Source organism: Pseudomonas morbosilactucae, assembly GCF_023241665.1.
In the GTDB taxonomy this organism is placed as follows: Bacteria; Pseudomonadota; Gammaproteobacteria; order Pseudomonadales; family Pseudomonadaceae; genus Aquipseudomonas; species Aquipseudomonas morbosilactucae.
In genome coordinates this window covers 1-24,104 of the sequence record NZ_JALQCX010000094.1, presented here as the reverse complement: position 1 = coordinate 24,104, position 24,104 = coordinate 1, and the positions used below count along the sequence as shown (strand labels likewise).

Below are 24,104 nucleotides of genomic sequence, written 5' to 3'. Positions count from 1 at the left end.
GGCTTGCCGGCGATAGCGATTTCGAGGACGCCATCGCTGGCAAGCCAGCGCCTACGGGTGTGGGGCAGGTCGGGATCGCTCGGGTAAGCCACGGCCTTTGTAGGAGCCGGCTTGCCGGCGATAGCGATTGTGAGGACGCCATCGCTGGCAAGCCAGCGCCTACAGGTGTGGGACAGGACGGGATCGCTCGGGTAAGCCACGGCCTCTGTAGGAGCCGGCTTGCCGGCGATAGGGGCGAGGGGGAATTTAGGCGGCCACATGATGGTGCTCCACCCAATGTGTGCAGGTGTCGAACAGCTGCTGGCGTTGCGTGGCGGACAGTTGCGCCAGTTGGGCATCGGGGGCGTAGGCCAGGCGGGCCAGTTGCTGGCTGAAATCGGCCGGCAAGGGCTGGGCGCTGTGTTGTTCGAGAAAGGCTTGCCAGGCCGCGCCGCTCAATGGCCCCGTGCGGGCCGGCCGGTACCTATCGGCACCGTGCTGGCCGGGCATGGACAGGGCCACGCGCTTGAGCAGTTCGGGCAGTTCGCGCAGGGCGGCGATCGGATCGCTGTTGCCTTGCAAAGCGGCCAGGCGCTGCAAGGCTTCGCGCCGATAGCGATCGCGGCGCCATTGCCGGTAGCGCCGGGCGCTCCAGGCCAGCAGGCCCACCAGCAGCAGGCCGAGCAGCAGCCACCAGCCCCAGGTCTGCGGCGCGTAGCTGACCGGCGCGGGCAGGCCCAACTCTTGGAGTTGCTCGATGCTCGGCACTTGGGCGCTCATCGGCGAGCCATCCCGAATTTGCCCAACTCGGCGCGCAGTTGGCTGTGGGCGTCCTCGGCGGTGCTGAACATCATCAACGGCACCTGGCTGCGCCGCAGCAGGCTGGCCACATCCTTGAGTCGGCCGCTGAGAAAGTCGCCCAGGGGCTGATGCACCTGGCGCCGCTCCACCGCCAGTTCCACCTGTAACTGGCCCTGGGTCACCCGCAGCCGACCCTGTTGCGGCAGGTTCAGGGCCAGGGGGTCGTAGACCTGCAAGGCGATCACGTCGTTATGGGTCGCCAGTTGCCGCAGCAGTTGCAAGGTCTGGGGGCCGGCCCCGGCAAAGTCACTGACGATGCAGATCAGGTGGTCGTGGCCGGCCAGGGCCAGGCATTGGCGCAACACCTTGTCCAACTGGTCCTGGTCTTCGCTGTCCGGGTTGCCGGCGTGCAGCGCCTGATTGTGCTGGACCACCAGGCTGCACAGGGCCTCGACCCGCTTGCGGCTGCGCAGTGGGGCGACGCTGTCGATGCGCTGGTCGTTGAACACCAGGCCGCCCACCCGGTCGCCGGCGTTGAACACCATCCACGCCGCCAGGGCGGCCAGTTCGGCGGCCAGGGCCGATTTGAAGCTGACCCGGGAGCCGAAGAACATCGACATGCGCTGGTCCACCAGGATCAGCGCCGGGCGGTCGCGCTCTTCGGTGAAAGTGCGCACCACCGGTTTGCCGGTACGCAGCGAGGCCCGCCAGTCCAGGTGACGCAGGTCATCGCCGGGCTGATAGCGGCGCAGCTCATCGAAGTTCAGGCCGCGCCCGCGCAAGCGCGAGGCATGTTGGCCGGCGAGGATGCTGCCCCGCGGCTGACGGGTCAGAAAGCTCAAGGCTCGGGCCTGGAACGCCAGGGCCATCAACTGCCCCAGGGACACGTAGACCCGTCCATCCGCACTGTCTTGTCGAGCGTGCATCGGTGTCCTCCTCAAGCCGGGATGGCGACCTTGTCCAGCAGCCGGTCCAGCACCTGGTCAGCGCTGACCCCGTCCGATACCGCGTCGTAGCTCAGTTGCAGGCGATGGCGCAGCACCGGGTGGAGCATGGCCCGCACGTTGTCCGGCGAGACAAAGTCCTGGCCTTGCAGCCAGGCATCGGCCCGGGCGCAGCGGTCCAGGCCGATGCCGCCCCGGGGGCTGGCGCCAATGGCGATCCAGCGGCCCAGGTCGGGGTCATAGTCGGCGGGGTGGCGAGTGGCGTTGATCAGGTCGATCAGGTAGCGGTCGATGGCCGGCGCCACGTGGACCGCCGCGACTTCCTGGCGGGCGGCGAAGATCACCGGCTGCGCCAGGGTGAAACCGGCGACGGCCGGCGCCTCGGCGCCCTGGGCCTGCTCTTCTTCCCGCAGCATGCGCAGTACCTGGCCTTCGTGGTCGGGACTGGGGTAGTCCAGCAGCAGCTTCATCAGGAACCGGTCCATCTGCGCTTCCGGCAGCGGGTAGGTGCCTTCTTGCTCGATGGGGTTCTGGGTGGCCAGGACGATAAACAGCTCGGGCAGGGCGTGGCTGGCGCCGGCCACGGTGATCTGGCGTTCTTCCATGGCCTCCAGCAGCGCCGCCTGAACCTTGGCCGGGGCACGGTTGATCTCGTCGGCGAGGATCAGGTTGCCGAACAGCGGGCCGGGCTGGAAACGGATCTGGTTCTGCCCGTCGACCTGGTGCAGCACCTCGGCGCCGGTGATGTCCGAAGGCAACAGGTCCGGGGTGAACTGGATGCGACTCATCTTCGCTTCCAGGTGCTTGGCCAGGGCCTTGACCGTGCGGGTCTTGGCCAGGCCGGGCAGGCTTTCCAGCAGCAGGTGTCCGTTGGCCAACAGGCCGACGAGGATCTGCCGGATCACCTGGTCCTGGCCGAGCACCGCCTCGGCGATGCTGGCTTGCAGGGCATTCAGATCATTGAGTGCGGTCATGGGCATTCCTTGTCTGGGGGCGATTTACCATGGGGCGGCGACCACGATGTAGTGCACGCTGCCGCCGACGTATTGCGGCTGGTACCAGGTCGGCCCGCAGTGCTGGTAGGCCACACCATTGGCGACCACCGACACACAGTCAGGCGGCACGCTGGCCACCTGGGTGCCGATGGCGATCACTGCCGCGGTGGTGACGCCAATGGCGGCGGCCGTGGCCCAGGGGTGGTACCAGTCATCGCCCTGGGGCGGTGGCGGTGGCGGAGGTGGCATGGGGTGCGGTGCCGGGCCAGGCGGATAGGGGCCAGGGCCGGGCCCCGGGTACGGCCGGGGTTCAGGGCGTGGTTCGGGATGGGGCCCGGGGTAAGGCTGTGGATGCGGTTGCGGAGAGGGTCTTGGCTCCGGGTGCGGATAAGGATGGGGCGCCGGTTGCGGCATGGGGCGGTAGGCCGGCAGCGCATGGCCGCCACCACCATGGGGCACGACAAAGGTTCGCGCGCCACCGCCGCCCCGGACTTGCCAGGCCTGGGCCGTGGCGACGTGCAACAGGCTCAAACTCAGGGCCGCACACAGCAGCCAGGGGCCGGGTTTCAAGGTTGCGCCTGTGCTCATGGTTGCTGCTCCTGGCGGACGGCGGCCGGGGCCATTTGCTGCAAAGGCACGGCCCGGGCGCGGCGGGCGGGTCGAAGCTGAAGCTTTTGGCCGTCATCGGTGCTGCCAGTTGCCACTGGAAGTCGACGCTGTGCCGGGGGCGCTCGGCGGTGTCGCGGCGGCTGATCACCAGGCGGCACGGCAGTGGCTGGTCGCCCTGGCGCAGCCACAGCTGCCAGTCGATCTCGGCCTGGCGGAAGGCGTAGTGCTCGCAGCGCTGGCCGTCCAGGGTCTCACTGCCAATCACCAGGGCCGAGCTGAGGCCCACCTGGCGCGCGGTGTCGGCGTTCCAGCGGAACAGATCGGCCAGGGGCAACTCGATGCCATAGCGTTCGCTCAATTGATCCAGCAACTGCTCGATGCTGGCCGGTGCCGGGGCACGGGTGAAGTAACCGCTGCGGCTTTCGTACAGGGTGAAATAGGTGCCGTCGTAATACAGGCTGCGTCGCGCGCCCTGGGCTTCGACGCTGACCCGCAGCTTGTCAGGCCGTTGCGCCAGGAGTTCGGTGCGGTGGCGAAATTCCAGGGTCTGGCCGTCCTCCAGCACCTGGTCGGTGCTGCTCTGGGCCTCGATGCCGAACTGGCGCAGGCTGCGCAGGTAGCGGCCCATCTGCTCCAGTGCCTGCAACGCCTTGGGCTCGAGCTCGGCCTTGGCCTCGTCGGCGGCCGCGAGCGGGACCAACAGGGTCAGCGCGCAGAGCAGGGCGAGGGTCGGGTGAAGCCAACGTTGACTGGGCATGGCAGGCCTCGCTCAGAACATAAAGGTCGGGATGACCGGGATAAACGACAGGCGGAAATTCCAGCGGCTGCTGATCTGGTCATCGGGGTGGATCACCGAGTACTGCACTTCGCCGGAGATGCGCACCGGCAACTTGCCGAAATTGAAGATGCGCCCAGCCCCGAGGCCGATGGGAAAGGTCACCTTGTTGCCGCTCTCGGCCTTCCAGTTGACGGTGACGTTGGGGGTCATGCCGACTCGCCACTGGGCGGGGCCGGGGATCACGCGCTGGATGAAGTACTGCACGTTGGTCAGGCTGACGTCCTTGCGCTGGCTGTCGCCGGCCACCGACCACCAGTGCTGGGGGAAGACCCCCAGGGTCCAGTCTTCCCCCAGGTAGGCGGCGACGAACGCCGGTCCCAGGGCGTATTTGCCGGTGCCGAGCACATCGTGCTCGGCGGTGGGGAACATCACCGTCGGGCCCAGGCCCCAGACCAGTTTGCCGCCACCGTCGAAGCGGATCGGCTGCTTGGGCGAGAACACCCCGACATAGGCCAGGTCGCCGAAGCCGCTGGTACGGTCGAACGGGTCCTGCACCACCGAGGCAAAGTCGCTGCGATCGTGGAGCAGCTCGTTGGGGCCCATGCCGATCAGATTGCCGGCCTTGCGGTTGACCGGCGCACTGACGTAGCTGATGGGCAGGCGGTTGATCAGGTTCCAGTCCTCGCCCAGGGAAATGGGGAAGGTCGGCATAAAGCTGTATTTGCCCAGGTAACGGGTGCCGTTGCTGTGGGGGCCCTTGAGGGCGGTGTAGTCGAACTGGTTGAACAGCAGCACCAGGTTGCCCACCGGGTTGTCCATCAGCTTGGAGATCTGCTCGGTGGACGGCTCGCAACCGGCCTTGACCACTTCCTTGAGGTCAATGTCGAAGTTCTGCTGCAGCTGGCGACAGGTCTCGGGATCACCCTTGGACGTGGCTGGCTTGCCGTCGCTGCCCAGCCCCGGAAGATCATTGCCGGCGTTGGCGACGCCGCTGAGCAAAAGGCCACACAGGGCGAATCGGGAGCTGATGATCATCCGTGCGATCTCCTAGAAAAACGCCAGGGTCAGGTTGAGGCTGACGCCGTTGCCTTCGGGGCGATTCTTGGTGTCGAACTCGGGGATCCAGCGCGCGCTGATGTTGGCCTGGGCATCAGCGAATTTGCCGCTCCAGCCGACCGTGGGCCCGGCGCCCACCGAGCGCCCGCGAAAGCCGTTGAGGGCGTCGGCGGTGTCGCCCCGGTCATCGCTGATCTGCTGGATGTAACCGGCCACCAGCCCGGCGCTCCAGCCATTGCCGAAGCCGTGGGTCCACAGGGCGTCGAGCCGGAAGTTGTTGCCGCTGCGGTAATCCGTGGCGTCGTTGCGGGTGTAGAACTCCAGGGCGGTCATCAGGCTGAACTCGCCGCCATGGCCATCCAGGTGGGTGAAGGCCAGGGTGGGCATGAAGGTGTAGTTGTTCTGCCCGGGGTTGGCCAGGCGGTTGTCGTTGTAGGCGCCGCTGGGCACGTAGATCGGCAGGGAGAGAGCGATGTGGTCCTTTTCGTTGAAGTGATAGCCGGCGGCGATGGGGGTCAGCAGCATGTCGGCGAACTGGGTGCCGCTGTCTTGGGTGCCCACGGTTTGCCCGCGGGGGCCGCTGAGGCTGGCCTCGACATCGGTGTATTGCACCGGCACGCCGATCGCCGAAGCGAAGTTCCAGCGGCCCTTGCCGGTGTCCCAGACTCGGGTGAAGTTGCCCATGGTGTAGGAGACTTTCATCTTCAGCCCGGCGCTGAGGCCGCCGATGATCGGCACCTGGCGGCTGCCCTTGAGTTCACCGTCGTAATAGATGCTGGTCAGGGACATGACCCAGCCCGGTTCCGGCGGAATGATCCCGGCGTTGGAGTAGATCTGCTGCCCGGTGATGGGCCGGCCCACGCCGCCTTCACTGGCCAAAAGCGCGGAGCTGGCGCCGAGCAGGCACAGGGTAATCAGGGGGCGAAGCATCTGAGGTTTATCCATGGCGGGCTCCGCTTATTGTGGTGTGGGGGCGGCGGGGGTCAGTAACGGCATCTTCCACTGGCCGTTGTTGACTTGCGGTTTGGGCAGGTACAGCCGCAGCACGCCGTAGAAGGGCCCGTCAGGCGCCGGTAGCCAGTTGCTTTGCAAGGCCTGGGCGGGTGCCTGGTGCTGCACATAGAGGGTCAGGCCGCCGTCGGCGTCGAGCTTGAGCTGCGGCAGCATTCGCGAGTTGATCAGGTAGCGCTTGAGCGGGTTGGCCACCAGTAACTGGCTTTTGCCGTCGTACATCGTCAGCGACCAGAAGGCTTCGGCGGGCGGCAGTTGGCCCTTGGCGAAGTGCAGGGTGTAGCGGTGTTTCGAAGCGTCGGCCGGCTGCCCCTGGTTGTCCACGAAGTAGCCGATGTAATTCGCCTCTTCGGCGGAGTTGCCGAAGATCCCGATTCGGGCCCCGACATAGCGGTACAGGTAGTGGTTGTTCAGGTGCTCGCGGGTGCCAAAGAAATCGCCGCTGGTGACCTGGTGGGTATCGATCTTGTCCTTCTTGAACGTGGCGAATTCGGCCTTGGCATCGGCGATCCCGTCTTCCAGGGCCTTGCGTTGTTCGGCGCTCAGGGCGCTGGGGTTGAACCCTTGGCCGGCGCCGACGCCGATCTTGGCGAAGCGTGCCAGCAGGTCCCGTTCCACGTCCTGGGCCGGAGCGAAGGCCAGCATGAAGTTCAGGTAGCGAAACACATCGGGGCTGTCGCTCATGCCCGCCGTGGGCTTGGGCCAGTCGATTACGGGTGGCGCCGGGGGCGCTGGCTGCTTGAGGTACTGGCTCAAGGGCTGGACCTGATAGCCCTGCTGGATCTGCTTGACCTTGGCCAAGTCCTGCTCATCGAACAGTTGGGTGCGGTACAGGGCATAGGCGATGTTGCTTTCACTGCGCACCAGGCGGTCGATGGTGGGCGGCTGCGAGCCCTGCCAGTCGGGCCCGGCGAGCAGGAAGTGGCCGCCTTTGTTGCCGCTGCTGCGGGTGCCCAGGTAGGCGAAGTTCTGGGTGTAGAGGTCGATCAACTGCACTGAGTAGTAACGGCCGTCGTCGATTGGCGGCAGGCTCAGGACCACCGGCTCGCGGCGCAGGTCGAGCCAGACGAAGGAGTAGGGCGTGTCGGAGTTGGGGGTGACGAAGGCGCTGTCCTCGGGGGTGAAGACCTTGGCGGTGTTCCCGATCTGGTTGAACGGTGCCTTGAAGTTGGCGCCGTCCTTATCCACCGCTTGGGTGTAGAGGGTCTTGTACATCTCCACCACCGGGAAGCCGTACAGGTAGGCCTCCTTGGCAATGGCTCGGGCCTCGTTGGGGCTGGCGCTGAAGTCCGCCCAGACGTTGCCGGCAAGCGCCAGGCTCAACGCGCTGAACAACAGGAGGGCGGGGTGCTTGAGGGGCATGGTCAGGTCCTTTTGCCAGAGTCATGGGGCGGTTGGCTGTTACTGCACCAAGGTGATGTCGTCGAGCTTCCAGCTTTTGTCGAAGTAGGCTTCGGTTGGCGCGTACAGGCGGAAGTAGCTGAACCAGTGTTTGCCCGGCAGGGTCTGTACCCAGTTGCTTTCCCAGCCCTTGGGCGCCTCGGGGCCGAAGTACAGGTCGATGGAGCCGTCAGGGTTCTTTTTCAGGTCCTGGCGCGACGACAGGTCGGCCTTGCGCTGGGGGTTGTCGATCAGGCAGCGGCTGGCGATGTCGTAGACGGTCATCGACCAGAACTGCTTGGCCGGCGGGTTGGCCGCGAGGTGCAAGCGGTATGGCTTGCCGCCATCAAGCCACTGACCCTGTTGGTCGGTGTAGGCGCCGAGGTAGGTCTGGCCCAGGCCGGGGGTCTTGGAGACCATGCCCTTGGTGTTGGTCACGGCCTCGTAGAACCAGGCGCTGCGCTCCCAGAGCTGGTCGTAATAGGCCACCCGTTGCGAGGGATCCTCGATGTTCAGCACTTTGTCCCACTGGCGGTCGGGCCAGTACTGAGCCTCGGGCAAGCGCTTGGCGAAGGTGTTGGCCTGGGCGATCAGCTCGCCCACCCGGGCCCCTTGCTCCAGGGCCTGGCGCTGCTGAGTGTTGGGGTTGAAGGGCCGGTCTTTTTCGATCCCCAGGCTGGCAAGCATGGCCATGTAGAAGCGGTCCCGCTCATTGACCGGTTCTTTCTGGATGATCTGGTGCAAGCGCTGCCAATATTCCATGCCCTGGGGCTGGGTGCCGGACCAGGCCTTGCCACCGGGGGACAGCAGCCGGGTGGGGCCGGGTTTGGCGCGCTGGGCATAGGGGTACATCTTGAAACGCTCGACCAACGCCTTGCCTTTGGCCGGGTCCGGGTCAAGCACCCGAAAGCCCACCAGTACGTTCATGGTCTGCGACTTGGCCAGGTAATACTGCCCGGCGTCCTTGGGTGGCTCTTGGCCGGGTGGCAGCACCAGGTACTTGCCGCCTTTGCCCTGGTCCGGGCCGGTCTGGCCCATGTCGATGATTGCCCGCTGCCAGAAGTCACCGATACCGCCGGCAGTGGGCCCCGGTGGCAGCTCGATCACCAGCGGCCCAGTGGCATTGAGGTCGACAAAACCGAGGATATAGGGGGTGGTAGCGTTGGCGGTGATCACGCCGAGCTTGTCTTCGTAACTGTTGAGCACCATCAGGTCGCCGTTTTGCGCGCCAAGTTTTTCCTGGAACTCTTTTTGCCATTGGGCGTAGGACACCAGGGGCAGGGCCCAGAGGTAGCTTTGGGTGGCCTGCTGGAAGTCCAGTTCGGCATAGAGCCCGGCGATGGCGTCCCGTGCCGGCAGCTCGCCTTGCAGGGTGATGGCCTCCAGGCGGGCGGGCACGCCGCTTTCCTGGGCGCCGACCCCGCAACTGGCAGACAGGGCGAAAAGGCTGTAGCCGGTGCGGCGCAGGAGAGGGTGCATAGAGGTTCCTTACTTTCCGAAGGTGACGTTGATCCCGGCGAACAGGGTGAACTGGGGCAGGCCGTCGCCTTTGCGTTCCACGGTCCATTGCGGTTCGACAAAGGCGTTGACGATGTTACTGCCGGCTTTCCAGGCCTTGCCGGCGCCGAGGCCGATGGGGATATAGTGGGTGTTGTTCTTCAGGTCGAAGGTCCAGGTGCCGGTGGAGCGCAGGTACCAGCCCCGGGGCAGGTTATGGATCAGGAAGGGCTGGAAGGTGGCGCTTTCAACGTGGGCGCGGTCGTGGTCGCCGGCAAAGGAGCTTTGGTACTGCACCAGGGCGCCGAGCAGGCCCCGGGGCGAGCTGTCGATGGCGATGGCGGCCAGGCCGGCCTGCCACTTGCCGGTGCCCAATTCATCCTCGGCGGCGGTGGGGGCGGTGACCTGCGGGCCGATGCCCAACTGCACGCCCTCGGTCTTGAGCAGGAAGATATCGAACAGGTTGAGGTCACCGATGCCGGTGCTGTAGCCGTGATGGGGGGCGGGGCGGGTGCTGATGGGCAGGGTGGCCCGCAGCAGTTGCGGCACGCCGATCACGTCTCCGGGCGCCACCGGCAGGGTGCCGCGCAGCAGGGTGTCGTTGGTGTGGGCGTTGCTGTCGTAGAGCCGGGGCGTGTAGTAATCCTGCAGGTTGAGCCCGGGTGCGAGGTTCAACGGGTTGTTGCTTTTGTTCGCCGTGTCGGCGTTGTCGGCCCAAACCTGACAGGCAGGTGCCAGCGTTGCCGCGATAACCAGCCACGGCGCAAAAAGTGCTCTGGACATGTTTCCCCAATCCTTTGTTGGCAGTGTCACCGGGCGGCACTTCTTGAGCCGTTCGCTAACTGATAATGTTTCTCTCTAATGGGTAGGACTTGTCTGATGAAGCTAGCAGCAGAGTCCGACTTATCCAGCCGTAGGCATTAATTCTTTGGTTTTTTGTGCAACGGATCACTGGCCGTTGTGGACAAAAAAAACGCTGGGGGGAGGCGTTCGAGGCGGATCTGGAACACGCCAGGGATGAGGTTGCTTATGATCATTTCATGGTGTTTTGTGTGGTTTAGTTAATGTCATTTCTAGAATATAAAAAATCGTTATAAAACAGTCAGATATTGATTGTTTATAAAGTTATTTGTTGAATTTGATGGCCGATTTTTACGGCTGGATCAAGGAGGATGGCTGTTCATGCCCGTTGTCGAACGCACCACTTTCATTGCCAATCGCAGCCCCGAGCAGGTGCTGGACTTCTGTCTGGAGGGGGTCAACTTTCCGAAGATTTTTCCGGAGCGGGTCACGCCATTGGGTGACTTGGATTTGAACAATTTGCGCATCAGCGCCGGGCGCGAATTTCGCTTCCGGCACTGGATGTTCGGCTGTATTCCGGCCAACTGGACGGTGGTGATTCGTGAGATCAGCGACAGCCATTTCGTCGACGAGATGCTCAAGGGGCCGTTGCGGGCCTTTCGCCATGAGCATCGGGTGGCCCCAGCCGAAGGCGGCGCCCTGTATACCGATCGGGTGACGTATGCGGCCCTGGGCGGTGCGCCGCTGGAGTGGTTGCTGGTTGACCGCTACATGGCGCGTATCTTCGATGCCCGCCATCGCAACATGTTGCGCCTGCTTGGCTGAGTGGCGGGCGGCGTGTGGCGGTCCAGGTGGTTGCCCCAGAGCGCTCTAGACGGTGGCTGTGGGCGCGACAACCCTGGCGCCCTGGTTGTATGACAATTTGCGTTTGACCGTAGGTCGGCAGGCCGTTTCGTGTTTAACTTCGGCCTCTGGAAAATTCTTCATTGCTGTTCAATAACAACCGCTTAAAAGGACTCCGTTCATGGCTCAAGTCACTCTTAAAGGCAACCCGGTACAAGTCAACGGCCAACTGCCACAAGCCGGTGCCCAGGCGCCTGCTTTCTCCCTGGTGGGCGCTGGCCTGGCCGACGTTACCCTGGGCAGCTTTGCCGGCAAGCGCAAAGTGCTGAACATTTTCCCAAGCGTCGACACCCCGACCTGCGCCACCTCGGTACGCAAGTTCAACGCCCAGGCCAATGAACTGGCCAACACCGTGGTGCTTTGCATCTCGGCTGACCTGCCGTTCGCCCAGGCCCGTTTCTGCGGCGCCGAAGGCCTGGAAAACGTCCTCAACCTGTCCACCCTGCGTGGCCGTGAGTTCATCGAAAACTACGGCGTGGCCATTGCCGACGGCCCACTGGCCGGCTTGACCGCTCGTGCCGTGGTTGTCCTGGACGAAAACGACAAGGTCCTGCACAGCGAACTGGTCAAGGAAATTGCCGAGGAGCCGAACTACGACGCGGCCCTGGCCGTCCTCAAGTAATAGCGCTGCCTGCATCGACGCCTGGCCCTGCCCAGGCCGTTTTTATTTGTGCCTCAGTGGTTTAGCTGGGGATGTAAAACGTCAGTCGAAGGTAAATTGCCGGTAAAGGCGCTTTGCTAATGCGTCGCCGTTGCTTATCTTTCAGCCTTCCTAAAAGAAGACCCCCACGCGCCCAATGGTTGATCATCCCATGCAATCTTCTGCCTCCCGCAACCCTCGTCGCTGGCTGTTCGGCCTGCTTGTCCTGTTGGTCATCGCTGGCCTGTGCTGGAAATTCTGGCCGGCATCGAGCAGTCACAACCAGGCCGCAGAGCAGAAGGCCAGTGCCGGGCACGCCGGTCGCAGCGGCATGATGCGCCCCGGGTTCGGCGGGTCTTCGGGGCCGATCCCGGTGCGGGTGGCCACCGTCACCCAAGGCGACTTCCCGCTGTATTACAAGGCCCTGGGCACCGTGACGGCCTTGAACACCATCAATGTGCGCAGCCGGGTGGGCGGCGAGCTGGTCAAGGTCAATTTCGAAGAAGGGCAGATGGTCAAGGCCGGTGACTTGCTGGCGCAGATCGACCCGCGCCCTTACCAGAACGCCTTGCTCCAGGCCGAAGGCACCCTGCTGCAAAACCAGGCCCAACTGAAAAACGCCCAGGTCGACCTTGAGCGCTATCGCGGCCTGTACGCCCAGGACAGCATCGCCAAACAGACCCTGGACACCGCCGCCGCGCTGGTGGGCCAGTACCAGGGCACGGTCAAGACCAACCAGGCGGCGGTCAATGACGCCAAGCTCAACCTGGAATTCACCCAGATTCGCGCGCCGATCGCCGGGCGCCTGGGCCTGCGGCAACTGGACGTGGGCAACCTGGTGTCGGCCAACGACACCACGGCCTTGGTGATCATCACCCAGACCCAGCCCATCAGCGTGGCCTTCACCCTGCCGGAAAACAGCCTGAGCCGAGTGCTGGAACGCTACCGCAGCGGCGCCAAATTGCCGGTGCAAGCCTGGGACCGTGGCGATACCCAGTTGCAGGCCACCGGCGTGCTGCAGAGCCTGGATAACCAGATCGACATCACCACCGGCACCCTGAAGTTCAAGGCGCGCTACGAGAACCGTGACCAGAGCCTGTTCCCCAATCAGTTCGTCAATGTGCGGCTGCTGGCCGACACCCTGAAAGGGGTGGTCCTGGCGCCGTCGGCGGCGATCCAGTTCGGCACCAACGGCACCTTTGTGTACGCCGTGGACAGCGCCAACAAGGCGCAGATCCGTGCGCTCAAGGTCGGCGCCAGCGACGGCGACCTGACCGTGATCGAAGACGGCCTGGCCGTGGGCGACCGCGTGGTGCTCGAAGGCACCGACCGCCTCAAGGAAGGCAGCGACGTGGAAGTGGTCAACGACAGCAGTGAAGTGCCGACCACCCCGACCGAACACCTGCAAGGCAAACCGGCCAGCACCACGGCGGCGCCGGCCGCTGACGGCAAGACCCGCAAGGTCGGCCCATGAATCTGTCGCGGCTGTTCATCCTCCGCCCGGTCGCCACCACCCTGAGCATGCTGGCCATTGTCCTGGCCGGCCTGATCGCCTATCGCTTGCTGCCGGTGTCGGCCTTGCCCCAGGTGGATTACCCGACCATCCGCGTCATGACCCTGTACCCCGGGGCCAGCCCGGACGTGATGACCAGCGCGGTCACCGCGCCCCTGGAACGCCAGTTCGGGCAGATGCCCGGCCTGACCCAGATGGCTTCCACCAGCTCCGGCGGCGCCTCGGTGCTGACCTTGCGTTTCAGCCTCGACATCAATATGGACGTGGCCGAGCAGCAGGTGCAGGCGGCGATCAATGCGGCCAGCAACCTGCTGCCCAACGACCTGCCGGCGCCCCCGGTGTACAACAAGGTCAACCCGGCCGACACCCCGGTGCTGACCCTGGCGATCACCTCCAAGACCATGCTGTTGCCCAAGCTCAATGACTTGGTGGACACGCGCATGGCGCAGAAAATCGCCCAGATCAGTGGCGTCGGCATGGTCAGCATTGCCGGTGGCCAGCGCCAGGCGGTGCGGATCAAGGTCAACCCCGAGGCCCTGGCGGCCAACGGTCTCAACCTGGCGGACGTGCGCACCCTGATCAGCGCTTCCAACGTTAACCAGCCCAAGGGCAACTTCGACGGCCCGACCCGGGTCTCGATGCTCGATGCCAATGACCAGCTGACCTCGCCCAAGGAGTACGCCGAGCTGATCCTGGCCTACAACAACGGCGCACCGCTGCGCTTGAAGGACGTGGCACAGATCGTCGATGGCGCCGAGAACGAGCGCCTGGCGGCCTGGGCCAACGAGAACCAGGCGGTGCTGCTGAACATCCAGCGCCAGCCCGGGGCCAACGTGATCGAGGTGGTAGACCGGATCAAGGCGCTGCTGCCGAGCATCACCGACAACCTGCCGGCTGGCCTGGACGTCACGGTGCTCACCGACCGGACCCAGACCATTCGGGCCTCGGTAACGGATGTGCAACACGAACTGCTGATCGCCATTGCCCTGGTGGTGATGGTGACCTTCCTCTTCCTGCGTCGCGCCAGCGCCACCCTGATTCCGTCGATTGCCGTGCCGCTGTCGTTGATCGGCACCTTCGGCGTGATGTACCTGGCCGGGTTCTCGGTGAACAACCTGACCCTGATGGCCCTGACCATCGCCACCGGCTTTGTGGTGGACGATGCCATCGTCATGCTGGAAAACATCTCGCGCTACATCGAGGAGGGCGACAGTCCGATGCAGGCGGCGCTCAAGGGCGCCAAACAGATCGGCTTTACCCTGATCTCCCTGACCCTGTCGCTGATCGCGGTGCTGATCCCGCTGCTGTTTATGGGCGACGTGGTCGGCCGGCTGTTCCGCGAGTTCGCCATCACCCTGGCGGTGGCGATCCTGATTTCCCTGGTGGTGTCCCTGACCCTGACGCCGATGATGTGCGCGCGGCTGCTCAAGCCTGAGCCCAAGGAACACGAGCAGGGGCGTTTCTACCGCGCCAGCGGGGCCTGGATTGACTGGCTGATCGCCGGTTACGGGCGCCAGTTGCAGTGGGTGCTCAAGCATCAGTTCCTGACCCTGCTGGTGGCCGTCGGCACCCTGGGCCTGACCGTGGTGCTTTACCTAGCGGTGCCCAAGGGCTTCTTCCCGGTGCAGGATACCGGGGTCATCCAGGGCATTTCCGAGGCACCGCAGTCGGTGTCCTTCGCCGCCATGAGCGAGCGTCAGCAAGCCCTGGCGAAGATCATCCTGGAAGACCCAGCAGTGCAAAGCCTGTCGTCCTACATCGGTGTGGACGGCGACAACGCCACCCTCAACAGTGGGCGCCTGCTGATCAACCTCAAGCCCCATCGCGATCGCGACTTGAGCGCCGCCGAGATCATTGCGCGGATCCAGCCTGAGGTCGACAAGCTGATCGGCATTCGTCTGTATATGCAGCCCGTGCAGGACCTGACCATCGAAGACCGGGTCAGCCGCACCCAGTACCAATTCAGCATGTCCTCGCCGGATGCCGACCTGCTGAGCCTGTGGAGCGGGCGCCTGGTTGAGGCCCTGGCCCAGCGCCCGGAACTCACCGACGTGGCCAGCGACCTGCAGGACAAGGGCCTGCAAGTGTTCCTGGTGATCGACCGCGATGCCGCTTCGCGGGTCGGCGTGTCGGTGGCGAACATCACCGATGCCCTGTATGACGCCTTTGGCCAGCGGCAGATTTCCACCATCTACACCCAGGCCAGCCAGTACCGGGTAGTGCTCCAGGCCCAGGCCGGCGAGCGCATCGGGCCCCAGGCGCTGGAGCAGATCCACGTCAAGACCACCGACGGCGGCCAGGTGCGGCTGTCGAGCCTGGCCCATGTGGAAGAGCGTCAGGCGCAATTGGCGATTGCCCATATCGGCCAGTTCCCGGCGGTGATGATGTCCTTCAACCTGGCCCCGGGCGTGGCCCTGGGGCATGCGGTCGAGGTGATCGAACAGGTGCAGCAGGAAATCGGCATGCCGCTGGGCGTGCAGACCCAGTTCCAGGGCGCGGCACAGGCCTTCCAGGCGTCGCTGTCGAGCACCTTGCTGCTGATCCTGGCGGCGGTGGTGACCATGTACATCGTGCTCGGCGTGCTCTACGAGAGCTACATCCACCCGATCACCATCCTCTCCACCTTGCCCTCGGCCGCGGTGGGGGCCTTGCTGGCGCTGATTCTCAGCGGCAACGACCTGGGCATGATCGCCATCATCGGCATCATCCTGCTGATCGGCATCGTCAAGAAAAACGCGATCATGATGATCGACTTCGCCCTTGACGCCGAACGCAACCAGGGCATGGAACCGGAGAAAGCCATCTACCAGGCGGCGCTGCTGCGCTTCCGGCCAATCCTCATGACCACCCTGGCAGCCCTGTTCGGCGCCGTGCCCCTGATGCTCGCCACCGGCTCCGGCGCCGAACTGCGCCAGCCCCTGGGCCTGGTGATGGTCGGTGGGCTGCTCGTGAGCCAGGTGCTGACTTTGTTTACAACGCCCGTCATCTACCTGGCGTTTGATCGGTTGGGGCGTCGCTTCGGCAAACGCGAAGTCGTCCAGGAGGAGGGGGTATGAGGGGGGGCAGTGGTGAGCGGCAAGCTACAAGCTGCAAGTTAAAGCAGCAGCCAGAGCGCACGCCGATCCCGCTTTTCTCTTGCAGCTTGCCGCTTGCCGCTCGTAGCTTCTCCTGCCACTTGCCGCTTGAAGCTCGGAGCCGTCGCCCATGAACCTCTCCGGCCCGTTCATCAAACGCCCCGTGGCGACCATGCTGCTTTCCCTGGCAATCATGTTGCTGGGCGGGGTCAGCTTCGGCCTGTTGCCGGTGGCGCCGCTGCCGCAGATGGATTTCCCGGTGATTGTGGTCCAGGCCAGTTTGCCCGGGGCCAGCCCCGAGGTGATGGCGTCCACCGTGGCCACGCCCCTGGAGCGCTCGTTCGGGGCGATTGCCGGGGTCAATACCATGAGCAGCCGTTCCAGCCAGGGGTCGACCCGGGTGATTTTGCAGTTCGACATGGACCGCGACATCAATGGCGCGGCGCGGGAGGTGCAGGCGGCGATCAACGCCTCGCGCAACCTGCTGCCCAGCGGTATGCGCAGCATGCCGACCTATAAGAAGGTCAACCCGTCCCAGGCACCGATCATGGTTTTGTCCCTGACCTCGGACGTGCTGGAGAAGGGCCAGCTCTACGATTTGGCCTCGACCATCCTGTCCCAGAGCCTGTCCCAGGTGCAGGGCGTGGGCGAGGTGCAGATTGGCGGCAGTTCCCTGCCGGCGGTGCGCATCGAGCTGGAGCCGCAGTTGCTCAACCAGTACGGCGTGGCCCTGGATGACGTGCGCAACACCATCGCCGCCGCCAACCAGCGTCGGCCCAAAGGCTCGGTGGAAGACGATCAGCGCCTGTGGCAGATCCAGGCCAATGACCAGTTGGAAAAGGCCAAGGACTACGAGCCGCTGATTATCCGTTACCAGGACGGCGCGACCCTGCGCCTGAAGGACGTGGCCAAGGTCAGCGACGGCGTGGAAGACCGCTACAACAGCGGTTTCTTCAACGACGACGCGGCAGTGCTGCTGGTGATCAACCGCCAGGCCGGGGCCAACATCATCGAGACGGTGAACGAGATCAAGGCCCAGTTGCCGGCGCTGCAGGCGGTGTTGCCGGCCAGCGTCAAGCTCAACCTGGCCATGGACCGTTCGCCGGTGATCAAGGCCACTCTGCATGAAGCCGAGATGACCCTGCTGATCGCCGTGGGCCTGGTGATCCTGGTGGTGTACCTGTTCCTCGGCAACTTCCGCGCCTCGCTGATTCCCACCCTGGCGGTGCCGGTGTCCCTGGTGGGCACCTTTGCGGTGATGTACCTGTATGGCTTTTCCCTGAACAACCTGTCGCTGATGGCGCTGATCCTCGCCACTGGCCTGGTGGTGGACGACGCCATCGTGGTGCTGGAGAACATTTCCCGGCACATCGACGAAGGCGTGGCGCCGATGAAGGCGGCGTACCTGGGGGCCAAGGAAGTGGGCTTCACCTTGCTCTCGATGAACGTGTCGCTGGTGGCGGTGTTCCTTTCGATCCTGTTTATGGGCGGGTTGATCGAGAGCCTGTTCCGCGAGTTCTCCATCACCCTGGCGGCGGCCATCGTCGTCTCGCTGGTGGTGTCCCTGACCCTGACCCCGATGCTCTGTGCGCGCTGGCTCAAGCCGCAGACCCCCGGGGTGGAAAACGCCCTGCAACGGCGCAGTCGCCAGGCCAATGACTGGATGGTGGCCAAGTACGCCAGCAGCCTGGACTGGGTGCTGCGCCATCGGCGCCTGACCCTGCTCAGCCTGTTGCTGACGGTGGGCGTCAATGTGGCGCTGTACGTGGTGGTGCCCAAGACCTTCCTGCCGCAGCAGGACACCGGCCAGCTCACGGGCTTTATCCGCGGCGACGACGGCCTGTCGTTCAGCGTCATGCAGCCGAAGATGGAAACCTTCCGCCGCGCCGTGCTCAAGGACCCGGCGGTGGAAAGCGTGGCCGGCTTTATCGGCGGCAGCAACGGCACCAACAACGCCTTTATGCTGGTGCGCCTGAAGCCGATCAAGGAACGCAACCTGTCGGCGCAGAAGGTCATCGAGCGCCTGCGCAAGAACATGCCCAAGGTCCCCGGGGCCCAGTTGATGCTGATGGCCGACCAGGACCTGCAGTTCGGCGGCGGCCGCGAGCAGACCACCTCGCAGTATTCCTACATCCTGCAAAGCGGTGACCTGGGCTCGTTGCGCGAGTGGTACCCGAAAGTGGTCGCGGCCCTGAAAGCCTTGCCCGAGCTGACCGCCATCGATGCGCGGGAGGGCAGCGGCGCCCAGCAAGTGACCCTGGTGGTGGATCGCGACCAGGCCAAACGCCTGGGGGTGGACATGAACATGGTCACTGCGGTGCTGAACAACGCCTACAGCCAGCGGCAGATCTCCACCATCTACGACAGCCTGAACCAGTATCAGGTGGTGATGGAGGTCAACCCCAAATACGCCCGGGACCCGATCACCCTGAAACAGGTGCAAGTGATTACCTCGGCCGGGGCGCGGATTCCGCTGTCGACCTTTGCCCACTATGAAAATAGCCTGGAAGACGACCGGGTCAGCCACGAGGGGCAGTTCGCCTCGGAGAGCATTTCCTTCGACATGGCCGAAGGGGTGACGGTGGAGCAGGGCACGGCCGCCATCGAGCGGGCGATTGCCAAGCTGGGCATGCCCGAAGACGTGATCGTCAAAATGGCCGGCACCGCCGACGCCTTCGCCGCCACCCAGAAAAGCCAGCCGTTCATGATCCTGGGTGCGCTGTTGGCGGTGTACCTGGTGCTGGGGGTGCTGTACGAAAGCTACATCCACCCGCTGACCATTCTCTCCACCTTGCCGTCGGCCGGTGTCGGCGCCTTGCTCTCGATCTACGCCCTGGGCGGCGAGTTCAGCCTGATTTCCCTGCTCGGGCTGTTTCTGCTGATCGGCGTGGTGAAGAAAAACGCCATCTTGATGATCGACCTGGCCCTGCAACTGGAACGGCACCAGGGCCTGAGCCCGCTGGATTCAATCCGCAGCGCCTGCCTGCAGCGTCTGCGACCGATCCTCATGACCACCCTGGCGGCGATCCTCGGGGCCTTGCCCCTGTTGCTGAGCAGCGCCGAAGGCGCGGAAATGCGCCAGCCCCTGGGCCTGACCATTATTGGCGGCCTGGTGTTCAGCCAGATCCTGACCCTCTACACCACCCCGGTGGTCTACCTCTATCTCGATCGCCTGCGCCACAGTTTCAACCACTGGCGTGGGGTCCGTACCGATGCTGCTCTGGAAACGCCGCTATGACTGACCGTTCCTCCCGCAACCTTCCCGCGCCGTCCGTGCTGACGCTGGCCATGAGCCGTGGTTCGCGGTTGTTGAGCCTGAGCCTGAGCCTGCTGTTGCTCAGTGCTTGCGCCATCGGCCCGGATTACCAGCGGCCCGGCGTGGCTGAACCGGCCCAGTACAAGGAAGCCCAGGGCTGGCGCCAGGCCAACCCCAGCGATTCCCTGGCCCGTGGCGCCTGGTGGGAGCTGTATGGCGACCAGCAGCTCAACGGCCTGATCGACAAACTCAACAGTGCCAACCAGACCGTGGCCCAGTCCGAAGCCCAGTACCGCCAGGCGCGGGCGCTGGTGCGCAGTGCCCGGGGCGCGTTCCTGCCCTCGGTGGACCTGAGCGCCGGGAAAACCCGGGCCAGCCAAGGCACCGGCAGCAGCAGTTCGGGGCTGAGCAGCTCCAGCAGTGGCATTCGCGACACCTACAACGCCCAGTTGGGCGTGAGTTGGGAAGCGGACATCTGGGGCAAGCTGCGCCGGGGCCTGGAGGCTGATGAAGCCAGTGCCGAGGCGAGCTTTGCCGACCTGGCGGCCATGCGCCTGAGCCAGCAGTCGGAGTTGGTGCAGAACTACCTGCAACTGCGGGTCATCGATGAGCAAAAGCGCTTGCTGGACGCCACAGTAGCGGCCTACCAGCGTTCCCTGACCATGACCCAGAACCAGTACCAGGCCGGGGTCTCCGGCAAGGACGCGGTGGCCCAGGCGCAAACCCAACTGAAAAGCACCCAGGCCGACTTGATCGACCTGATCTGGCAGCGCGCCCAACTGGAGAATGCCATCGCCGTGCTGATCGGCCTGCCGCCGGCGGAGTTCAGCCTGGCCGAGGTGCAGAGCATCCCGGCCCTGCCGCCTGTGCCCCTGAGCCTGCCGTCGCAACTGCTGGAGCGGCGCCCGGACATCGCCTCGGCGGAGCGCTCGGTGATCGCTGCCAACGCCAACATCGGCGTGGCCAAGGCCGCCTATTACCCGGACTTGAGCCTGAGCCTGGCCGGTGGCTACAGCAGCAGCACCTACGCCGACTGGATCAGCCTGCCGAACCGCTTCTGGTCGGTGGGGCCCAAGCTCGCCATGACCCTGTTTGACGGCGGCCAGCGCTCGGCGGAAGTCGATCGCAGCGAGGCGGCCTACGACCAGACCGTGGCCAAGTACCGGCAGACCGTGCTCGACGGTTTCCGTGAGGTGGAGAACTACATGGTCCAGCTCAAGGTCCTGGAGGACGAAGCCGGGGTGCGCCAGGAGGCGCTGGAAGCGGCTCGGGAATCCCTGCGCCTGACCGAAAACCAGTACAAGGCCGGGCTGATCGCCTACCTGGACGTGGTCAACGTGCAGGCCACGGCCCTGAGCAACGAGCGCAGCGTCTTGAGCCTGCTGCAAAGCCGGCTGCTGGCCAGCGTGCAGTTGATCGCCGCCCTGGGCGGTGGCTGGGATGGTCAGTTGCAGCCCCCCGAGCAGCCTTGAAGTATTAGCGACGGGCGGTTCGTGCCCTGTTCCCGGGGGTTGCAGGAAGGGAGTGGGGGGCGGATCCAGCCCTTTTTATTGAATGATGGCTTTTTGCTAATTTTCTGAGTGCGTTCTTTGTGGCAATCAGTACAATCGTCCCATTTTTACGCCACGCTGGGATGCTGGCCTTACGCTAGAGATTTCCCATGCTCCTCGGCAGTTACTCCCCCTCGCTGGTGCTGATTTCGCTGTTTGTAGCGATCCTCGCGTCATACACCGCTCTTGATCTCACCGGTCGCATCGCCACCGCCAAAGGCCGCGCCGTGCCTCTGTGGACCGCCGGCGGCGCCCTGGCCATGGGCGTCGGCGTATGGTCCATGCACTTTATCGGCATGCTGGCCTTCGACCTGCCCATCGAACTGGCCTACGACGTGACGCTCACCGGCCTGTCGTTGCTGATCTCGATTCTTTCCTGCGGTTTTGCCCTGTGGCTGGTGAGCCAGGCCCAACTGCCCCTGTGGCAACTGGCCTTTGGGGCGCTGATCATGGGCACCGGCATCAGCGGCATGCACTACACCGGCATGGCGGCCATGCGCATGCAGCCGGGCATCGACTATGACCCCACGCTGTTCAGTGCCTCCCTGCTGATTGCCGTCAGCGCCTCGGCCGCGGCGCTGTGGATCGCCTTCCGCCTGCGTCAGAACACCCCCTATGTGCGCCTGGTCCGTGGCGGTGCAGCGGTCATCATGGGCTTCGCCATCGTCGGCATGCATTACACCGGCATGGCCGCTGCGCGCTTTGCCGATGACAGTTTCTGCGGCGCCCTGGGTAATGGCCTGAACGGCAAGGGCCTGGATAACCTGGTGCTGATCACCACCCTGGCGGTGCTGATCATCGCCTTGCTGACCTCGGTGCTCGATGCGCGCCTGGAAGCGCGCACCGCGGTGCTGGCCCAGTCCCTCACCGAGGCCAACAAAGAACTGACCCAACTGGCCCTGCACGACACCCTGACCGGCTTGCCGAATCGGGTGCTGCTGGCCGAGCGCATCGACCAGGCCATGCACCGAGTGGCCGGGCAGAGCGGTTGTTTTGCCTTGATGTTTATCGACCTGGACGGCTTCAAACCGGTCAACGACGCCTTTGGCCATCACATGGGCGACCTGTTGCTGCGGGAAGTGGCCCTGCGCCTGCGTGAAGACCTGCGCAGCGAAGACACCCTGGCGCGGATCGGCGGCGATGAGTTCGTGTTGTTGGTGCAACTGGTCGAGCCGGACGACGCCCAGCGCCTGGCCTCGCGCCAGGTGGCCCTGGTGTCACGTTCGTTCCGCGTGGCCGAGCATGAGCTGCAGATCAGCGCCAGCATTGGCATCGCCCTGTACCCGGGCAACGGCCACAGCGCCCATGAGTTGCTGATGAACGCTGACGCGGCGATGTACCACGCCAAGGGCGCAGGGAAGAACGGCTATCGGTTTTTCGATGCAACGATGAACAATAATGCCCGGCGCCAGTTGCAGCTGTTGCAGGATTTGCGCAATGCCGTGGAACACAACGAGTTCCAGCTGTACTACCAACCCAAGTTCGCCGCCGGCAACGGCCAGCCGGTGGGCGCCGAGGCGTTGCTGCGCTGGCAGCACCCGCAACACGGCCTGCTGTTGCCGGACAAGTTCATTGAGCTGGCGGAGAAGACCGGGCTGATCATCCCTATCGGCGAGTGGGTGCTCAATGAGGCCTGCCGGCAGATGCGCGAATGGTACGTCCTGGGCTACACCGACTGGCGCATCGCGGTGAACCTCTCGGCCCTGCAGTTCTGCCATGCCGGCCTGGTCGACAGCGTGGCCATGGCCCTGGAGCGTTATAAGCTGCCGGCCAACAACCTGACCCTGGAAATCACCGAAACCACCGCCATGAGCGATGCCGATGCGAGCATGACGGTGCTGCAGCAACTGGCGGACATGGGCGTGGACCTGTCCATCGACGACTTCGGCACCGGGTATTCGAGCCTGATGTACCTCAAGCGCTTGCCGGCCAACGAGTTGAAGATCGACCGTGGTTTTGTCCGTGACCTGGAACACGACAGCGATGATGCGGCGATCGTCTCGGCCATCGTCGCCCTGGGCCAGGCCCTGGGCTTGCGCATCGTTGCCGAGGGGGTGGAAACCGGCATGCAGCAGAGTTTCCTCACCCAGTTGGGCTGCGATTCGCTGCAGGGCTATTTCCTCGGCCATCCATTGCCGGCCGAGCGTTTCATGCAGGATATCCATCAGCTCAAAGCGCTCGGCTAAGCTACGCCCACAGTATTCATCCCTGGCCGCAGCGTGTTTAATGGCTGGCGTTCACATGATCAGCAAGGGAGTGGGCAGTATGGACAAAGTCATCGTTATCACCGGTGGCGGGCGGGGTATCGGCGCGGCGACGGCGTTGCTGGCGGCGCAGCAGGGCTACCGTGTTTGTATCAACTATCAGGCTGACGAAGCGTCGGCGCTCAAGGTCCTCGGCCAGGTGCGCGAGCTGGGCGCCCAGGGCATTGCCGTGCGCGCCGACGTGAGCATCGAGGATGAGGTGATCGGCCTGTTCAACGAGGTCGATGCCGAACTGGGGCGGGTCACGGCCCTGGTCAACAATGCCGGGACCGTGGGGCATAAGTCGCGGCTCGATGAAATGTCCGAATTCCGGATCCAGAAAATCCTCAAGACCAACGTGCTCGGCCCGATCCTCTGTGCCAAGCATGCGGTGCTGCGCATGTCGCCGCGCCACGGCGGGCAGGGCGGCAGCATCGTCAACGTGTCTTCGGTGGCGGCACGCCTGGGTTCGCCGGGTGAGTACGTCGACTACGCCGCTTCCAAGGGGGCCCTGGACACCTTCACCATCGGCCTGTCCAAGGAACTGGCCGGTGAAGGCATCCGCGTCAACGGCGTGCGCCCGGGCTACATCTACACCGACTTCCACGCCCTGAGCGGCGACGCCGACCGCGTCACCAAGCTGGAAGGCGCCATCCCCATGGGCCGCGGCGGTCGCCCGGATGAGGTGGCCGAAGCGATCATCTGGCTGCTCTCCGACAAAGCCTCCTATTCCACCGGCAGCTTTATCGACCTCGGCGGTGGCCGCTAACCCACCGCACTCGCCACCTTGTAGGAGCCGGCTCGCCGGCGATGAGGCCCTGAGCCCGGCGCCGATCTTGCGACCGCAATCGCTGGCAAGCCAGCTCCTACAACCTGCCAGGTTCACCGCGCCCCTTTGTAGGAGCCGGCTTGCCGGCGATTGGGCCCTTGAGCCCGGCGCCGATCTTGCGACCGCGATCGCTGGCAAGCCAGCTCCTACAACCCGCCCAGGCTCACCGAGACCTTTTGTCGGAGCCGGCTCGCCGGCGATTGGGCCCTCGAGCCCGGCACCAACCTTGCGACCGCGATCGCTGG

18 protein-coding genes are annotated in these 24,104 nt (G+C 64.6%); 8 read left to right on the top strand and 10 right to left on the bottom strand.

The features are described from left to right. Positions 1-246: 246 nt before the first annotated feature. The 10 genes from M1B35_RS31465 to M1B35_RS31420 all read right to left on the bottom strand — a co-directional run bounded on the left by M1B35_RS31465 (position 247) and on the right by M1B35_RS31420 (position 9,833). Positions 247-759, bottom strand: coding sequence for a DUF4381 domain-containing protein (locus M1B35_RS31465; RefSeq protein WP_268264022.1), 513 nt, complete (start codon positions 757-759; stop codon positions 247-249). Next, positions 756-1,706 (bottom strand): DUF58 domain-containing protein, encoded by a 951-nt coding sequence (locus M1B35_RS31460; protein WP_268264021.1) that lies wholly within the window; start codon positions 1,704-1,706, stop codon positions 756-758. Before M1B35_RS31460 ends, M1B35_RS31465 begins: the two co-directional genes overlap by 4 nt. Before the next feature lie 11 nt (positions 1,707-1,717). Continuing rightward, positions 1,718-2,698, bottom strand: a complete 981-nt coding sequence (locus M1B35_RS31455; protein ID WP_268264020.1) for an AAA family ATPase — start codon at positions 2,696-2,698, stop codon at positions 1,718-1,720. A 24-nt stretch (positions 2,699-2,722) separates the two neighbouring features. Then, positions 2,723-2,968: a hypothetical protein gene (locus tag M1B35_RS31450; RefSeq protein ID WP_123332548.1), complete on the bottom strand. Its 246-nt coding sequence runs from the start codon at positions 2,966-2,968 to the stop codon at positions 2,723-2,725. A gap of 61 nt (positions 2,969-3,029) precedes the next feature. Then, positions 3,030-4,085: a DUF2092 domain-containing protein gene (locus tag M1B35_RS31445; protein WP_268264019.1), complete on the bottom strand. Its 1,056-nt coding sequence runs from the start codon at positions 4,083-4,085 to the stop codon at positions 3,030-3,032. 12 nt (positions 4,086-4,097) lie between these two features. Beyond that, entirely contained in the window at positions 4,098-5,141 is a 1,044-nt protein-coding gene (locus M1B35_RS31440) for a transporter family protein (RefSeq protein WP_268264018.1), read from the bottom strand. A gap of 12 nt (positions 5,142-5,153) precedes the next feature. Then, positions 5,154-6,107, bottom strand: coding sequence for a SphA family protein (locus tag M1B35_RS31435; RefSeq protein WP_268264017.1), 954 nt, complete (start codon positions 6,105-6,107; stop codon positions 5,154-5,156). Positions 6,108-6,119: 12 nt separating this feature from the next. Beyond that, positions 6,120-7,535: a DUF1254 domain-containing protein gene (locus tag M1B35_RS31430; protein WP_123332557.1), complete on the bottom strand. Its 1,416-nt coding sequence runs from the start codon at positions 7,533-7,535 to the stop codon at positions 6,120-6,122. Positions 7,536-7,574: 39 nt separating this feature from the next. Then, a complete protein-coding gene (locus tag M1B35_RS31425) occupies positions 7,575-9,032 on the bottom strand; it encodes a DUF1254 domain-containing protein (RefSeq protein ID WP_268264016.1) in 1,458 nt (485 codons plus the stop codon). Positions 9,033-9,041: 9 nt separating this feature from the next. Next, positions 9,042-9,833, bottom strand: coding sequence for a hypothetical protein (locus tag M1B35_RS31420; protein WP_268264015.1), 792 nt, complete (start codon positions 9,831-9,833; stop codon positions 9,042-9,044). Positions 9,834-10,232: 399 nt separating this feature from the next. Between M1B35_RS31420 and M1B35_RS31415 the strand changes: the two genes are divergently transcribed. The 8 genes from M1B35_RS31415 to M1B35_RS31380 all read left to right on the top strand — a co-directional run bounded on the left by M1B35_RS31415 (position 10,233) and on the right by M1B35_RS31380 (position 23,799). Next, positions 10,233-10,676, top strand: a complete 444-nt coding sequence (locus tag M1B35_RS31415) for an SRPBCC family protein (protein ID WP_268264014.1) — start codon at positions 10,233-10,235, stop codon at positions 10,674-10,676. 199 nt (positions 10,677-10,875) lie between these two features. Next, the gene (tpx, locus tag M1B35_RS31410; RefSeq protein ID WP_123332566.1) at positions 10,876-11,376 is read left to right on the top strand and encodes a thiol peroxidase; all 501 of its coding nucleotides are present in this window, start codon (positions 10,876-10,878) and stop codon (positions 11,374-11,376) included. Between the two features lie 175 nt (positions 11,377-11,551). Further along, on the top strand, positions 11,552-12,868 hold the full coding sequence (locus tag M1B35_RS31405; RefSeq protein WP_268264013.1) for an MdtA/MuxA family multidrug efflux RND transporter periplasmic adaptor subunit: 1,317 nt from the start codon (positions 11,552-11,554) through the stop codon (positions 12,866-12,868). Continuing rightward, on the top strand, positions 12,865-15,963 hold the full coding sequence (locus M1B35_RS31400) for an MdtB/MuxB family multidrug efflux RND transporter permease subunit (protein ID WP_268264012.1): 3,099 nt from the start codon (positions 12,865-12,867) through the stop codon (positions 15,961-15,963). The genes M1B35_RS31405 and M1B35_RS31400 overlap by 4 nt, the downstream gene beginning before the upstream one ends. Positions 15,964-16,111: 148 nt before the next feature. Next, positions 16,112-19,219: an efflux RND transporter permease subunit gene (locus M1B35_RS31395; RefSeq protein ID WP_268264011.1), complete on the top strand. Its 3,108-nt coding sequence runs from the start codon at positions 16,112-16,114 to the stop codon at positions 19,217-19,219. Continuing rightward, the gene (locus M1B35_RS31390; RefSeq protein ID WP_279653295.1) at positions 19,216-20,709 is read left to right on the top strand and encodes an efflux transporter outer membrane subunit; all 1,494 of its coding nucleotides are present in this window, start codon (positions 19,216-19,218) and stop codon (positions 20,707-20,709) included. The genes M1B35_RS31395 and M1B35_RS31390 overlap by 4 nt, the downstream gene beginning before the upstream one ends. A 188-nt stretch (positions 20,710-20,897) precedes the next feature. Beyond that, a complete protein-coding gene (locus M1B35_RS31385; RefSeq protein ID WP_268264010.1) occupies positions 20,898-22,973 on the top strand; it encodes a putative bifunctional diguanylate cyclase/phosphodiesterase in 2,076 nt (691 codons plus the stop codon). Positions 22,974-23,052: 79 nt separating this feature from the next. After that, positions 23,053-23,799, top strand: coding sequence for an SDR family oxidoreductase (locus tag M1B35_RS31380; RefSeq protein WP_268264009.1), 747 nt, complete (start codon positions 23,053-23,055; stop codon positions 23,797-23,799). Positions 23,800-24,104: the final 305 nt, after the last annotated feature.